This window comes from Clostridium sp. CAG:221 (genome assembly GCA_000435835.1).
In the GTDB taxonomy this organism is placed as follows: Bacteria; Bacillota; Clostridia; order Clostridiales; family Clostridiaceae; genus Clostridium.
In genome coordinates this window covers 66073-82948 of the sequence record FR883405.1, presented here as the reverse complement: position 1 = coordinate 82948, position 16876 = coordinate 66073, and the positions used below count along the sequence as shown (strand labels likewise).

The window sequence follows — 16876 nt, the reverse complement described above, 5'->3', positions numbered from 1 at the left end:
AATATGCACTTTGACTGTTTTTAGGCTTTTTCAGTGTTTATGCACATCTCTTAGTTGAATTTTTACTAGGGGGTGTGCATTTTTATGCAAATGGTGCTGGAGTAGGGGGTGTAATGTCTTTTGCAGCACTTTATAGTTTAGAAACTGTAGGGTTGGCAGGAGATGTTAAAGTAAAACAGAAGAAAAATGAATATGTGAATAATAATATTCCATATGCACATATGTAATAATCATCCTCAGCATTATAAGTCATATCTTCTCTCTTACTAATATCATTTTTAAATTTTTTACTTTTTGACTTTTTGTAGTTTTGTGGTTTAATATATGGATTTTGATTATGTTCACTTAAATATTTATAATTTTCTTCACTTTCGTATCCAGCGTCAGCTATAACATTTTTAAATTTTTCAGGTAAATCATTTTCAAGTTTATTAAGAAATGGTATGAATGTTAATTGATCTGCTCTTTCACTTGAAACATCAACACCGACTATGTATTCTCCTTCAACACCAATTTGAATATTATACCCTGGTTTAAGTTGACCATTTTTCATATGGTCTTCTTTCATATGCATGAAAGTCGCGTCTTTATCAGTTTTTGAAAAGCTATTTCGACCATCAAAGATGCTATTATATTCATCATATTTACTTTGTTTTTCTATAAATTCTTCAAGTGATTCAAAGTATTTTTGCAATTTGCTTTTTCTTTTACCTTTTCCATGAACAAATTCAATTTTATTTTCAATTTTAATAGTATCTAACTTGTGTAATATTTTAGATACGAAATCAACTGTTATTTTATCATTGTTAATATTGATTTTTATACCTAACTCATCTTTTAAATGTTTTAAAGTATCTTTAATTTTTTCTTGTAGTTTATTTTCAAATTTATCAGTTGCTTTTTTCCATATAAAAGTATACTTATTAGCATTCGCTTCGATTTTTGTACCATCTACAAATAAATTTTCATATTGAATTTCATTATTTTCTCCTAAATAAATAATAAGTTGATTAAATAAATCACGAAGGCAATTTGCTAAACGTTGACTTCTAAATCTAGCAATTGTATTATGATCCGGAGCCTTTTGCCCCTGCAAAAGCCAAATAAAGTTTATATCACGTTTGCAAGCTTTTTCTAATTCTCTACTGGAGTATATTTTATTCATATCTCCATATATTAATAGCCTAAATAAAGTGACTGGATCGACTGCTGGATTTCTACCTAATGTAGAGTATGTTTTATATAAATTTGTATAATCTAATCCCTCCGTAACTTCAAATAGCAGTCTTACAGGATCATTTTCTTTAGGTATAAAAGGGACCTGTATTGGAAAACCTATTTGTTGCATAGGTATCACATTCTTTTTGAAGTTTTTCATAACGATATTATATGCAAAAAAGGGAATTCAAATACGAATTCCCTTTTTTTATCGGTTAGTATCAAATATTATTTTGATACAGCCCCTTCTTTGTTATTAGATGCAAGTTTTAATTCTCTTTTATTGAGATACATATTTTTATCAGCTTTTTTATAAACTTCTTTCAATGATATAATTTCATCTTTTTTTCTTATAGCATATCCACATGAAGCTGATATTTTATATTTCTTATTATTTATTGTATTAAAGCTTAATATATTATTATTAAATTCTCGTATAATTTTTTTAACCTTAGTTACGTCATATCCACTTAATATAACAATGAATTCATCTCCCCCCATACGTCCAATAAATCCATATTTTTCAAAGGTTAATTTTAATATTTTTGCAAAATCACATAAAAGCTCATCTCCAACATTATGTCCCATTGTATCATTCACAATTTTAAAGTCATTTAAATCTATGGATATTATAGCCAAGTCTTCTTTGTAACCATTATCAATTCTAGTAAATATATAATTACATTTATTTCTATTAGCAATTTGAGTTAATGAATCTATATATACCAACTTATCATTTCTTATATACTTTGCAATTATACGTACAATAAGACCTAGCAAAATTATGAACAACATTGTACTAAAATACTGTAAATACTTGATATTTCTAATTTCCTCTAAAACTTCCCTTACAGACACAACAAAAACAACTTTCCAAGGTACACCATCCAGTAATGAATAATTTGCATAATAATTCTCCCCATTAATTACCATTAATCCATTATCATTTTTCTTGTCACTATCTAATAATGTAGCATCATAATTTTCAAGTTCAAAAATATTAATTTTGTTATGAACTAGATTCATATCATTACTTACAACATAATTACCATTATTATTAATTACAAAGCCAAAACCGCTTTTCTTAACTTTCACACTTTGAATCTTATCGTTTATTTCCTTTAAATTCAGAGCACCACATAAAGTTCCAACTCTATTTCCATTATTATAAATTGCAACACTTATAGTTGTAATTGATCTATTTTGGTACTCTTCTAAAAATGGTTCCGTTATATATTCTTCTTTATCTTTAATATTCTGAAAAAACTCTTCATGTGATTGTTCTTTAATTTCATCACTTTGAACATAATAACCATATCCTTCATTATCCAAAATAAACATATGCTCAAATTTTGAATATATTGTTTTCTCTTTTAAAAATTTATACTGTTCATCCCAATTCATATTGTATATTTCAGGAAATGATGCTATAAATTTTAACAAATCAATTTTTTCCTTAAGAAAACCATCTACATTATCTTTAAAATCCATAGTTAGAGTTGCTAAATATTGTTCTACTTCTTCAATTTTGCTTTTTGTTATATTATCTATACTCACCACTGTAAGAATTAGTGAAATTATTATAAGTATAACAGTTGCACTTAAAACTATCTTATCATATAACTTCAGTGTTGATAAAGATTTTTTCACCCTTTTCCCCATATTTATCCTGTATAACTACTTTAAACTTATTATTATACATTATCCTTTCTTCTATTATTTAACATATTATTATTTTCGTATAATCTTTGTATAATATTAAGTATTTTTTATATATTTTGTCAATTTAATTAAAACTTTTTTAACTTCCTATTTTTAATTCTATATCTTTAAATTTACTTATTATCAAATTTCATATTGCCAAGTAAAGCTGCAAATGGATTATCCTCCATTGCTTCCTTTTCTGCTTCTTTTTTCATCTTAGCCATGATTCTTTGAGTTTCTCTTTTATCTACTTTTCCCTTTTTATCAAATCTTTTTTCAAAGGAAGATGCTTTTTCTCTAAAGTTACAATTAGTTCCTGTACAAACGTATATCTTTCCTTCACCTTGTCCTCTAATTTCTAATTTCTTCTTACATTCAGGACATCTTGCATTGGTAATTCTAGATACACTTTCTCTATAACCACATTCTCTATCTTGGCAAACATTCATTGTGCCATTTTTACCTTTAACTTCTAATAGGTATTTACCACAGTTAGGGCATTTCTTACCTGTTTTATTATCATGAACAAATTTAGAATTAGCACTCTTAACATCTTCCACTAAAGCCACAGAATAATTTTTCATATCTTTAATAAATCCATGATCATTTCTCTTACCTTTAGCTATTTCATCAAGCTGCTTTTCCCATTTAGCTGTTAAAAGTGGTGATTTTAAATCAGCTGGTACAAGCTCTATAAGTTGCTTTCCTTTTGAAGTAGGTACTATTTCTTTACCTTTCTTTTCTATAACAAAAGAATTACATAGCTTTTCAATAATATCAGCTCTTGTGGCAACTGTTCCAAGACCACCTGTTTCACCTAAAGTCTTAGCTGCTTCTTTTCCTACATTAATATACTTATGAGGATTTTCCATAGCTGATAAAAGTGTAGCTTCGGTAAATCTTGCTGGTGCTTTAGTTTGACCTGTCTTTAATTCAATCTTAGTTAAACTAACTTTATCACCTTTATTTACTTTAGGAAGTACTTGCTCTTTTATATCATCTTCGCAGTTATCTTCTTCTAAATGATCATATAACTTTTTCCACCCCTTTGATTTAACCACTTTACCTTTAGCAATAAGTCTTTCACCTTCTACATTTGCTTCAATGGTAGTTTGCACATATTCAAATGGTGGAAGCATTACGCTTAAGAATCTCTTCACCACTAAATCATAAATTTTTCTTTCTTCTGAAGAAAGTAATGCTAAATTTGGCTTTTGTTCTGTAGGAATAATGGCATGGTGATCACTTACCTTAGAATTATCTACAAATCCCTTATGACCATTTATCTTAGTTTTTAATAGTGCATCAGCTGTGGCTCTATACTCACCAATGGCAATAGCTTTTAATCTATCTGGAATAGTTGCAACTATATCAGTGGTTATATATCTTGAATCAGTTCTTGGATAAGTTAATATCTTATAATTTTCATAAAGTCTTTGCATTATGCTTAAAGTTTGCTTTGCTGAATATCCCCATATCTTATTGGCATCTCTTTGAAGTTCAGTTAAATCATATAAAGCTGGTGAATATTTCTTTTTATTAGCTTCTACGATATTTACAATTTGTCCTTCAGCATTTCTTAGCTTTCCTTCAATTTTCTTAGCAAATTCTTCATCAAATATTCTTGGCTTATTATCCTTGTTAACCCATGATAATTTATATCCATTGGCATTAGCCCCTAAAGTATAATATGTTTTAGGCTTAAAACTTCTAATTTCTTCTTCTCTATTAACTATCATGGCAAGTGTTGGAGATTGAACTCTACCTGCTGATAATTGAGCATTATGCTTACAAGTTAAGGCTCTAGTCACATTTAAACCTACTAGCCAATCTGCCTCTGCTCTACAAACAGCTGCTTTATATAAATTGTCATAGTCACTGCCTGGCTTTAAATTTTTAAAACCATCTAAGATAGCTTTATCAGTTTGTGATGAAATCCATAATCTTTTAAGTGGCTTATTAACTCCTGCCTTTTCAATAATCCATCTAGCTACAAGCTCACCTTCTCTTCCTGCATCTGTGGCAATAACTATTTCACTAACATCGCCTCTGTTCATAAGCTTTTTAACTTCATTATACTGTTTAGCAGTTTTTTTAAGCACAGTAAGCTTCATATACTTTGGTAGCATTGGTAGTGTTTCCATCTTCCATTCTTTATATTTATTATCATATCCTTCTGGATCCATAAGTCCAACTAAGTGTCCCATTGCCCAAGTAACTATATACTTGTTTCCTTCTATATATGAACCTTTATTTTGATTACACTTTAATACTCTTGCTAAATCTCTTCCTACTGAAGGTTTTTCAGCTAAAACTAATATTTTACTCATATTTTTACCTCTTCATTGTAGTTTTACTTTATTATATCATATAACATTTTATCAGTATTAATATCTTCTTCTGCGTCTATTTTTTCTATAGTCTGCATGTCTTCTTTCTCTAAATCTATAATCATATCTTTCTTTTTTAGAATCATTTATTATTTTACACATTCTACATCTATCGCTTGGATAATCCCAAGATAGTTTCTTACCACAACCTATACATACTCTTTCATGATCAAGAAGGTTTGTTAAAAGTAATTCATTTATCTTATTTGCTGTATTTTCTTTTTCACTGCAAATAAATCTATTATTAATCATCATATTAAAATTCTTACCAAAGGAATAATTTAAATCCAGTGATTTATAATAACTTTCTAGCTCATCAAGCTCTTTTTTTGCACTGGCATTTTTCTTTAATGTTGGTTTCATTAAATTTACTGCACCAGCACTATACATCATGCAATATTCTTCCCACAAAGCAAAAACTGTCTTATTATTTTCTTCAAAGGGAATTGTTGCCATCTTAATGATATCCTCATTAGATACATCTATATCCAACTTTTTAAGTCTATTTAAAAGATAAATAATTCTTGTAATATCAGTTTTTTCATAGAAACCTTTCAGTGACATAGAACTCCAAGTCTTTAATGCATCTATGATATCTATATCAATATTTATTAGCGACTCTGGAATGCCAACATAACACTTTTCAATTTTCTTTGGCTTTGCTTTTAATGCATCTCTTATAAGATCAATGTCCTTGGTTGTTGCAACATAGCCTTTATCGTAAATACCTTTACGTCCTGCTCTACCAGCTATCTGTTTTATTTCAGATACCCTTAATTTTCTCATGGACACTCCATCATACTTTCTAGTTTCTAAAAATACAATACGTTTTATAGGTAAATTCACTCCCATACCTATGGCATCTGTACATACTATTACTTCAGTTTCACCACTTAAAAATCTATCAAACTGCTTTTTTCTTGTGGAATATGGTAGCGAGCCATAAATAATACTTGTCTTTATGTTATTATTAAGCAATTGTGCAGAAACTGCCAAAGCTTTTTTCTTTCCAAATACAACTAAAGCATCACCTTTTTTAACATCTCTCTCCAAATTAAACTTCTTATCTTCAACAATTAATTCAGTATCTCTTTTATGACGTATAACTTCATATGTGTCATCACAATCTTTTATTAGCTTAATTACTATATCAAGTGCTTCTGGTGCCATACAAATATGCACTTCCGGTGCTAATACTCCAATTATAGCTCTCGTCCATGCCCAACCTCTTTGGTTGTCAGCAATCATTTGTGCTTCATCAATGACACATACATCATAAGGCGTGCCTAATTGTAATTTTTCAATGGTAGATGATACATGATAAGCATAAGTAATGATGTCCTCTTCTTCTCCTGTTAAAAGAGAACAAGCTATATTTTCACTATTAAGCTTATCTTGAATTTCTAAGGCTAACAATCTAAGTGGTGCTAAATACACTCCACTTTCAGCTTCCATGAGCCTTTTAATACTTGAATAAGTTTTACCTGTATTAGTTTCACCAACATGAAGATAAAAGTGTCTTTTCATACGTCTTGTTTCTTTATATTCATCTATCGGATTATCTAAAATTATTTCTTTAATTTCATCTTTTGCTTTATTTTTAATATAAATATTTTCTGATGCCCATACTAACCCTTTTAAGCATATCCATGGAATACACTCCTTAAACTCTTCCATTTCTTCCAATGATGGTGCATTTTCATTTTTCTCTAAATAATTATTGTATATGATATTTTCAACTATAGCTATTCTTCTTATTATCTGCTTAATTTTATCTTCCTTATATATAAGTTGATTTCTAAATCCTTTTAAATTTACGCTTTTATAATAGCCAAAGACCATTTCTCTAGCATTTTCTAAGAATAAATTCATATGATCTTCAGTTTTATAAATCTTCATATTAATAAGATTATCAAGCTTACTATCAATGGAATTAATAACCTTAACCTTAAGTCTATTGATACCTTTAGCCATTGAAACAGCTTCTTTAACATTCTTTTCCATAAGTTTTATTAGAGCTTCTTCATTATAGCTATTATCTTCACTTACAAATTCTATATAATATTCATTTTCTACTCCTAAAAGACTGCATCCTCTTTCATATATATCTAAAAGCAATTTATCTTCTAGTGAAGACACTTTACTTGCTACAGGACTTCCCCATCTGCTTTTAAAGGCATTTCCTACCTCAGTCTTTATCATTTCTTGTAAGCTTCTTTTTTTATCATCACTTATTTCTTCTAAATCTATATCATAATAAATTTTACCTTCACGGCTTCTCTTATACCACCTAACACTATTAAAAAGATATTCTTCAGTATATCTCTTTTTAAATTCTTTATATAGCTTACCTTTCTTTGTTTCCATGATAGCATCTACTTTTTCATATATAACAGTAGCTATATCCTTGCCTTCATACTTAAACACTTTTTTACCTTCAATAGTATCTTCATCTTCTTCTAAAACTTCAACATATGAACCTTCCCAAGATAATTCATAAAGAAAGTCCTTCACATACATATAATCATGGATATTAAAAGCTCCATTATCTTTTAATTCCACTCTAGAGTCTATATCACTTTCATCATAATTAGAGTCATCAATTACAACCTTACTGGTTGTCTTTATGTAATTAACAATTTCCTTCATGGTTTCATTCATAAATTCATTGTCTATGTATTTTGCTATTTCATTTTTAATTTCTTTTCTTAAAGTACATTTATTTGAACCCATCTCCATATCACATCCTTTATAATTTAACCTTATTATATATTATAAATTTTCTTCTGTCATAAACTATAATAAAAAATGATAAATCAAATAAAAAAGATTAATTATCATTTTTAGATAATTAATCTTTTTTCTTTTTTATCTAACAAACCTTCTAGTTAAAATTCCAATTGCTATTCCCATCATAATAAATCCTAGTATCATCTCAATATTTGCAATAACGTAGCCATAAGCACCAGGAATACAATTAACTACTCCTACCCCTGCAAACATCCCTACACTTAAGGTAAATGCTTCATTAAAATCAAATATAAAAGTTTTTATATCAAAATTTTTTATAGTATGCAATCCATATCTTACCATATTATCTTCAATATCAATTCCCACTACTAAATATGCTATTGCACAAATAATAATTATAATTAGAGATGTTATAAATGGTGCTAAAACCCTTTCACCATATCCTGTAGCAATCCAATTAATATATGAAAAAAACTTAGGTACTATTTTTAATGATTTTCTTTGAACGTTTCTACATAAATAATAATATTCACCAAAATTATTTTTTAAATTATTATCTTTAAATTTATCAGCGATATTTTCATATATTTCATATATACCCTCGTATTCATCTCTATTGTTATATTTTAAAGTAATCTTATCAAAAAATGTTTTTTCATCCATTTTTGTTTTAAGATTATCATTGAAGCTAAAATCAATCATATAATTATTTAAAAATTTCCCACCACTAAGATCACTATCTACTATTTCCATCTTATCAATATTGCACTTATTAATTATTATGCTTCTCATATTAGTAAGTTCTAAGATAGTATTTTTTATAAGGGAATCTTCTATTATCAAATATGAAATATCAGAGCCTTGAAATTTTACATACATATTACAATTTATAAATTCACAAGATAAATTTTCCTTAACATTTAACGATGGAGTCTTTTCTGTTTCCACTTTAACTAAAGTACAATTTTCAAATATTACTCCACCTCCACTAAAATCACAATTTTCAAAAATACATCCATAAAAATTACATTCCTTAAACTTAATATTATAAAACTTACAATTGATAAACCTAGCACATATAATTGTTTCATTGGCTATTTCTAAAAATTCATCTTCTTTTAGTGTTTTAGAATTATTAATAACCCTATCAGTAATGTTTCTAAAACTATATTTTTTATCATATTCAATATTTAAGCTTTCTTTATGTTCTGTAAGATTTTTAATTATATGTGCATTGTTTTCCCTTCGTACTTTTAATTGATTTTCTGTTTTAAATTTTTCTTCTTTAAAGTTTACATATGACATAAATATTACCTCTATTATTATCCCTAGTATTATTCTCTATATATTATCTATCATTCTTTCTTAAATATACTAAAAAGAGGAAGTACCTAAATTGATATTTCCTCCTCTAAATATAAACTTAGCTCCATTTCAGGTTCTTTAATGCTAAGTCCAAGCCTTTCATAAAACTCAACGGCATACTTATTAAATTCCCATATAGTCATTTGAAAAGCTACTGCCTTTTCCTTTCGCACAAAATTAACAATGTGATTAAAGAACTTATTTCCAATACCTGCTGATTTATACTTTTCCTTTATAGCAAAGGAATCTAAGAACGCTATTTTACCATTATTTCTATTAATGTTCCTTGATGATACAATTTTTAATATGGCATAAGCCACTAATTCATTTTCTTCTCTATTTTCTGCCACAAATACCTTATTATTGCCTTCATTAATAAAAGCAATAAAATGATCTCTACCATTTTTATTGTCTTCATCTAAATATACATCCGGTCTATTATCATATTCAATATTATGTATATCTTTTATAAGACTGTTTATGTCATCATAATCTTCTGCTACAGCTTGTCTTATATAGTAATTCATTAAAACTCACCTCTGTTATTATTTTGAAATAATTATCATTTATTACATTTATTATATACAAAAAACAGCAGTATTTCTACTGCTGCTTCTTCTTTATCCATGAAAATACCCTGTTCTTGCATTTACTGTAACGTAAGGAACTTCTTTTCCATCCTTTATAACATATGCAGTGTACAAGTCACCTTCTAAATATTCTACTTTACTTATTTTTTCTCCATAAGTGCTATTTATTTCTTTTTTAAACATTTCTTGCCAGTTACTTGGAATTGGTGCATTTTCAGTAACGTACTTAGCTACAGCTTCTACATCTACTGCATTTCCTCCATTAGCTACATATTCATTATAAAGTGAATCTATATCAACTTCTTCAAGGAATCTTGCATTCCATTTCAACTGTTCTGCCGCTGGCTTTTCCACTTGTCCAAGAAGAATATAATCTTTCACCTTTTGACTCATATTTTCATCAGCAATTTCATTATCATCTGGTAAAGTTTCTTCTTCTTTTACTGGCTGCTCTATTGTAACAGTCCCTTCAACATTCTCAGAAATCTTTTCTGTATTATCTTCATTAGAAACTATCTCTGTACTTTCACCAGTAGAAGAATTTTCACTTTCACTTATTGTTGTCTTATCATCGGTAGATTTATTGGAACCATCTGAGTTTCCAGTAGAACAAGACATTAATAAAACTGCACAAAGTGATAAACATATCAGCATCTTTCTCTTCATATCAATATCACTCCTTTATTTTTGTTTTATTTTTGAAACATCCTTAAGATAAAACTCAATATATCCACATTTTGGACATACAGCACAGCTTACCTTACCTAAATTATCTGTAAATATGCCTTGCTTGGTTATCTTAAGTCCATAAGCACCTCCCTCTACCTTAACATCAAGGTTTTCGACCATTTCACGGGTACATCTAATACATTTCCTCATATTTCAATAACCCCCAAATCTACTTTAAAAATTTTATTACCGCATCGGCAATTTCATTTGGTGCATATTCATATACCGCATGCGGACCTGAAACGTACTTTATATCTATATTCCCTAATGCTTCTATATATTCTAACTTATCTGTTAAAAGCTCCTTGCCTTTTTCTATTTTTTCTTCTATTTTCTCATTATCTCCATCATATTCCTTATTTAATCGCTCTTTATAGACATTATCAAAATAAGCTCCATTATAACTATTTGCTACTATATATAATTTAAGTATATCTTTAATTTCTCTGCTATTAAGCACTTTTCTTGCATTATCATAATAAAGTTTCATTTCAGAATATGTTGCTCTTGAATAAGTATTTCTATACATAAGTGATAACCGTAATTCCTCTTCCTTATCAGTATAAATATCATTTTCATCCTTACCAATTAGCATATCTTTGGAAACTAGTAATCGCTGTAGTCCTGTGCTACAAAAAATATTTTCTGCTTTAGCTATTGCTAGAGTGCTAACTTTAGGTTTTCCTTCTTCTACATAGCATTCAGCTGGTGTGGCATCTAAATAAATTATAGCTTCAACCTCATCTAGATAGAGACTTGCCCAGTATTCTGCATACATTCCCCCTATAGAATGGGCCATTAAAATATACTTTTTATTGGAACTACTTTGCTTCAATGCCAAACGATATTCTTCTACAATTTCCTCTACTGTTCTATCAGCTTTTGTATCACTGCTCATACCATTCCCTGCACGATCTATTAGATAGATATGAAAATCATTTTTTAGTTTATCAAAAAGTGGCCTTGTTGAAATAATTGTATCCCCACTTCCTAGCCCTTGTATATAAACAATAGTTTGCTGGGAATCTTGTTTTCCTATTTGATATACGTTAATATCTTTTCCATCTACATTTATAATTTCTCCCACTCCATACTCTTCTAACTCCCTCTTTTCCTGTACAAGCCGATAATTGTGATAAATCTTCATCAATATAATAAACGCCAATAAGACTCCTAATGCTGTAATACATATCTTTTTATTCTTCCTCTTCATAATTCTCCTTAAATTTCCATTTGTAATTATATTATATCATTAAAAAAATAAGTAATATAAAAAAAGAAACTTTCCCCTAAAGAAAGTTTCCTCCTTAATTTTTCATTTTAATTTTTCACTTTTAATTTTGTTATTCTTCATTTTCCATTTCTAAGATATAATCTGTAAATCTATGCTCATCAGCATAAGAGCCCAGTGCTAAAATAAGACTACATATAAATGATCCTGCATTTAACAAATCAGTTCCATATCTGCGTATATGATAAACAGAGTATAATAAAACTACTGTAGAAATAATTGTTACAATATTACAGATTTTTATTTTCTTATCTAGTCTACAAAGTAGTTTTTCAGTTTCCTCATCTATAAGTTCTTCCTTTACCTCTTCTTCTAAACTATTATTCTCCATTTCCATATTCTCCTCCTAAAAGTCACTATAAATTCACGTCAATATATTAATATAATTATACTCCCATAAGGTCTATACAGCAATATTTTCTATTATTTAAGCAAAATGTATTATTATCAAATTGTATACATATACTTTAATAAAGTATAAATAATAAAAAAGAGGTGCCTATTTCATTGGCAAAGATTATTAAAATTGAAGATGACTTGATTTTTATCGGCCTTGATGATGGTAGTATTAAAAAGGTTAATAAATCTTTTTGTAATTTTTCGCCTGACATAAATGATGAAGTGGAAATTTATGAATCTGAAGGCTGTATAGTAGTCAATAAAATAAATACAACTAAAAAAAAGAATAATGCCACCGACCAAAAAATAGACATTAATGTCAATAATAATTCACCAACAGGTAGTCCTGTATATGTAGCCAATAATAAAAAAGCAGTAAATAAGGTTATTTATTGTGTCCTTGCCCTTTTGCTAGGATGGATTGGCGCTCATAAATTTTATGCAGGAAAAATTGCCGCTGGAATATTATATTTATTATTTTCTTGGACATGTATTCCTGCCATAATTGCTTTTATTGAATTTATACTTGCATTATGCAAGACTGAAGATAGCAATGGTAATATTTTGGTATAAATGACAAGGGGCATTAAATTACTCTTTCACCACTTCACTCCAATAAGCTCACATTAATGTTCCCTTAATTTATATATTTTTTTGCAAATGAAAAATATGAGACATATGTTGCTTTCGTACTCCCCTTTCTATATTAAAGTGATGAAAGCCTCATATGTCTCATTATATTTTATTATCAATGATTTCTCTGTTTATCAATTATATCATCAATAATTACCACTAAAGCTATGATAAATGCTTCATTATCATAATTAATATCTACATAATAATTATCAGTAAAGGCTAGTATCTCCTTATTTATTTCTGCTATAACTCTACCTCCAGCAATAATTCTATAGTTAAAATCAAAGAAATCTCCTTCTATTTGAAAGTCACCATACTTACTCTCCACTTCTATACTATCCCTAAAAAATGTGAAGTTTTTTCGTACTCTGGCAATTAAATCATTATTTTCATTAAATACTTCATAGCTTGGTAAAAACTTAAAAAGCTTTTCTCGTACTCTATATCTTATCATATTATTTTGTTCAACCTTAAATTGAAGACCAAAAGTAAAAAACTCCTTATCTACAAAAAAGCACTTATTACCACTTCCATCAGTAACCCAAAAATCCTCTTTGATTTTAAATAACTTTGATTTCATGTAATATCTCATAAAATTCTCCTAAATTATAATAATTCTTTATAAAGCCTTAATACATTTTTAGAAAATATCTTTTCCACTTCATCATAAGTAAATTTATTCTTTAATAACTCATGAGCCAACCTAGGCATATATGAGCAGTCTTTCATTTCAATATTTCCTGGTATACCATCATAATCAGAACCTAAACCAATACAATCAATTCCAGCAATATTTCTTATGTATTTTATATGTTCAATGGTATCACTTATAGTTCCAAAAACATGTCCATTAGTTGCTGGTGATATAAATGCAGCACAAAAGTTTATTCCCATGACTCCACCTTTATTAGCCAGTAGCTTAATCATTTCATCATCCATATTTCTTACATGATTGCAAATGCTTCTTGCATTACTATGACTTGCTACAAAAGGCTTTTTGCTATGCTTTAATACATCATAAAAACCTGCATCTGATAAATGTGATACATCAGGTATTATTCCTAAATACTCCATGGCTTCTAATAGTTCAAATCCCCATGGTGTAAGACCATTATTCTTATCTGCCTTAGTAAAATCAGGCTTTTCAATTATCTTTCCATTTTTATCAACATTAATTTTTACATTAGGGTGCCCTACTCCATTGGGATAGTTCCAATTAAGAGTAATCATTCTAATACCTCTCTTATATATATGCTGTAAATTTTCTAAGCTCCCTTCTAATGCTCCACCTTCTTCTAAAGTTAAAAGGCTTGATATTTTCCCATTGGCTTCATTTTCTACAATATCTTCATATTTTAAAACTTTAGCAAGCTTATCTTTATTATCTTCTATTTCCTTATCATAGCACTCTATCATACCCAATAATGTTTTATAAGGATTTTTATATCTTTTAAGATCAATAAACATGGCAAAATTCTGCATAAGATAATTTCCCTGTTCCATTTTATTTACATCAAGGTGTAAATCATTCTTCCTTAAATTACAGGCTATCCCCTTATTCCTTTTTTCAAATATTGCTCCTATAGTATCACAGTGCATATCAACAACCTTCATAAAAATGCCCCCTATTTTTATTATCTTCATTTTCTTCATTATATCATATATAGATAAAAGGCAGGATACCTAAGTTTATCAAGTACCCTGCTATGAGTTTCTTATTATTTCTTTTCCTTTTCTTCTTTTTGCACCCTTGCAATGAATTCTTCCAATGATGTGCTTCCTTCATCTCCGCCTTCTCTGCTTCTTAAGGAAATATTGCCATGAGTTTTTTCTTGTTCCCCTACTATAATCATGTATGGAACTCTTTCATTTCTTGCTTCTCTAATCTTATAGCCTATTTTTTCACTTCTATTATCTATTTCACATCTTATGCCAGCTTCTCTTAATTTACCAATAACTTCACTGCCATATTCTACAAAGTTATCAGAAATTGGCAGAACCTTTACTTGTACTGGTGCAAGCCATACTGGGAATTTTCCAGCAAAGTGTTCAATTAATATACCAATAAATCTTTCAATACTTCCAAAGATTACTCTATGGATAACTATTGGTCTATGCTTTTCTCCATCACTGCCTATATATTCAAGTTCAAATCTTTGTGGTAATTGGAAATCAAGCTGAATAGTTCCACATTGCCAGCTTCTGCCTAAGCTATCTTCAATATGAAAGTCTATCTTAGGTCCATAAAAGGCTCCGTCTCCTTCATTAATCTTATAATTTAGTCCACCTTCATCTAAAGCTTCTTTTAATGAACTTTCTGCCATAGTCCATTCTTCATCACTTCCCATAGAATCTTCTGGTCTTGTTGAAAGCTCTATATTATATTTAAATCCTAATGTGCCATAGACTTCATCAATAAGCTTTATTACTCCAAGAATTTCAGATTTTATTTGTTCAGGTAACATAAAAATATGTGCATCATCTTGAGTAAAAGCTCTTACTCTCATAAGCCCGTGCAATGCTCCTGAAAGCTCATGTCTATGAACTCTTCCAAGTTCTCCTACCCTAAGTGGTAAATCTCTGTATGAATGTCCTTCGCTCTTATAAACAAGCATTCCTCCTGGGCAATTCATTGGTTTTAAAGCAAACTCTTTATCATCAATCATTGATGTATACATATTTTCCTTATAATGATCCCAATGTCCTGATCTAATCCAAAGTTCTTTATTAAGCATTATAGGAGTTTCTATTTCCACATATCCTGCTTTATTATGAAGCTTTCTCCAGTAATCTATAAGAATATTTTTAAGAACTACTCCCTTAGGAAGGAAAAATGGGAATCCTGGTCCTTCATCCATGATTTCAAAAAGTCTAAGTTCCCTGCCAAGCTTTCTATGGTCTCTTTTTTTAGCCTCTTCTATCATATTTAAATACTTATCTAATTCCTTTTTAGTGGCAAAGGCCACCCCATAAATTCTTTGAAGCATCTTGTTCTTTTCACTGCCTCTCCAATATGCTCCTGCAACAGAAGTAAGCTTAAAAGCTTTAATAAATTTGGTAGATGGAATATGTGGTCCTCTACAAAGATCTGTAAAATCTCCTTGCTCATATAAGGAAATATTTTCACTTTCATCAAGATCATTAATTAGCTGAACCTTATAATCCTCACCTTTTTCACTCATAAGCTTTAAGGCTTCTTCCCTTGATACATCTTTTCTCTTAAACTTTAAATCCTCATTTATAATTTTATTCATTTCCTCTTCTATTTTTTCAATATCGCCATGTGTAAGTGGTGTATCTAAATCAAAATCATAATAAAATCCATTCTTAACAGTAGGTCCTATGGCAAGTTTCACATTCCCATAAATCCTTTTTACTGCTTGAGCCATTACATGGGCAGTAGAGTGTCTAATTATTTCTATCCCCTCTTCACTGTCTACAGTAATTATTTCCACCTGATCACTTTCCTTAAGCTCATGACTTAAATCTACTAACTTGCCATTAACCTTTGCTGCTACAGCTTCCTTAGCTAATTTTCTACTTATTGATGTGGCTAGAGAATAACCATTGCTACCATCCTCTATTTCTTTCATACTTCCATCCATTAATTTTACTTTTATCATAATCTATATAATAGCTACCGTAAATAATGATAACTATTATTTTTCACTTCCTTTCTTTTTACAAATTTCTCTTTTAATATATTGTCTTTTATATTAATATGAATTTCCGTCATAACTTTTTTCCCCTTCTCTTGTTAGCCAACCAAAAGGTTCTAAAAGAAAAATAGGTCCTTACAAAAA

General features: G+C 29.0%; 13 protein-coding genes and 1 pseudogene. 1 reads left to right on the top strand and 13 read right to left on the bottom strand.

Features of this window, described 5'->3' with window-relative positions; all coding sequences use genetic code 11:
- Positions 1 to 214 precede the first annotated feature (214 nt).
- The 10 genes and pseudogenes from Q5O44_RS09340 to Q5O44_RS09295 all read right to left on the bottom strand — a co-directional run.
- A pseudogene (locus tag Q5O44_RS09340) lies at positions 215 to 1378 on the bottom strand (IS1182 family transposase); the annotation flags it as partial.
- Positions 1379 to 1446: 68 nt separating this feature from the next.
- Positions 1447 to 2868 (bottom strand): sensor domain-containing diguanylate cyclase, encoded by a 1422-nt coding sequence (locus Q5O44_RS09335; RefSeq protein ID WP_302637742.1) that lies wholly within the window; start codon positions 2866 to 2868, stop codon positions 1447 to 1449.
- A gap of 185 nt (positions 2869 to 3053) precedes the next feature.
- Positions 3054 to 5252, bottom strand: coding sequence for a DNA topoisomerase III (locus Q5O44_RS09330; protein WP_022168149.1), 2199 nt, complete (start codon positions 5250 to 5252; stop codon positions 3054 to 3056).
- Between the two features lie 57 nt (positions 5253 to 5309).
- On the bottom strand, positions 5310 to 8051 hold the full coding sequence (locus Q5O44_RS09325) for a DEAD/DEAH box helicase (protein WP_022168148.1): 2742 nt from the start codon (positions 8049 to 8051) through the stop codon (positions 5310 to 5312).
- 129 nt (positions 8052 to 8180) lie between these two features.
- A complete protein-coding gene (locus Q5O44_RS09320) occupies positions 8181 to 9368 on the bottom strand; it encodes a pentapeptide repeat-containing protein (protein WP_022168147.1) in 1188 nt (395 codons plus the stop codon).
- A gap of 86 nt (positions 9369 to 9454) precedes the next feature.
- Positions 9455 to 9955, bottom strand: a complete 501-nt coding sequence (locus tag Q5O44_RS09315) for a GNAT family N-acetyltransferase (protein WP_022168146.1) — start codon at positions 9953 to 9955, stop codon at positions 9455 to 9457.
- 93 nt (positions 9956 to 10048) lie between these two features.
- A complete protein-coding gene (locus Q5O44_RS09310) occupies positions 10049 to 10684 on the bottom strand; it encodes a hypothetical protein (protein WP_022168145.1) in 636 nt (211 codons plus the stop codon).
- Between the two features lie 15 nt (positions 10685 to 10699).
- Positions 10700 to 10897 carry a nucleic acid-binding protein gene (locus Q5O44_RS09305; RefSeq protein ID WP_022168144.1) on the bottom strand — a complete coding sequence of 66 codons (198 nt, stop codon included), beginning with the start codon at positions 10895 to 10897 and terminating at the stop codon, positions 10700 to 10702.
- Between the two features lie 19 nt (positions 10898 to 10916).
- Positions 10917 to 11960, bottom strand: a complete 1044-nt coding sequence (locus tag Q5O44_RS09300) for an alpha/beta fold hydrolase (protein ID WP_022168143.1) — start codon at positions 11958 to 11960, stop codon at positions 10917 to 10919.
- 130 nt (positions 11961 to 12090) lie between these two features.
- Positions 12091 to 12375: a hypothetical protein gene (locus Q5O44_RS09295; protein ID WP_022168142.1), complete on the bottom strand. Its 285-nt coding sequence runs from the start codon at positions 12373 to 12375 to the stop codon at positions 12091 to 12093.
- A 170-nt stretch (positions 12376 to 12545) separates the two neighbouring features.
- Here Q5O44_RS09295 and Q5O44_RS09290 point away from each other — a divergent pair, with 170 nt between their 5' ends.
- Positions 12546 to 13010: a TM2 domain-containing protein gene (locus tag Q5O44_RS09290; protein WP_022168141.1), complete on the top strand. Its 465-nt coding sequence runs from the start codon at positions 12546 to 12548 to the stop codon at positions 13008 to 13010.
- 175 nt (positions 13011 to 13185) lie between these two features.
- On the opposite strand, the gene Q5O44_RS09285 is transcribed toward Q5O44_RS09290, so the two are convergent.
- From Q5O44_RS09285 to thrS, 3 genes are all read right to left on the bottom strand, one after another.
- The gene (locus Q5O44_RS09285; RefSeq protein ID WP_022168140.1) at positions 13186 to 13665 is read right to left on the bottom strand and encodes an LURP-one-related/scramblase family protein; all 480 of its coding nucleotides are present in this window, start codon (positions 13663 to 13665) and stop codon (positions 13186 to 13188) included.
- A gap of 14 nt (positions 13666 to 13679) precedes the next feature.
- Complete coding sequence (locus tag Q5O44_RS09280) at positions 13680 to 14687, bottom strand: dipeptidase (RefSeq protein ID WP_022168139.1); 1008 nt, start codon at positions 14685 to 14687, stop codon at positions 13680 to 13682.
- A 104-nt stretch (positions 14688 to 14791) separates the two neighbouring features.
- Positions 14792 to 16696 carry a threonine--tRNA ligase gene (gene thrS, locus Q5O44_RS09275; RefSeq protein WP_022168138.1) on the bottom strand — a complete coding sequence of 635 codons (1905 nt, stop codon included), beginning with the start codon at positions 16694 to 16696 and terminating at the stop codon, positions 14792 to 14794.
- Positions 16697 to 16876: the final 180 nt, after the last annotated feature.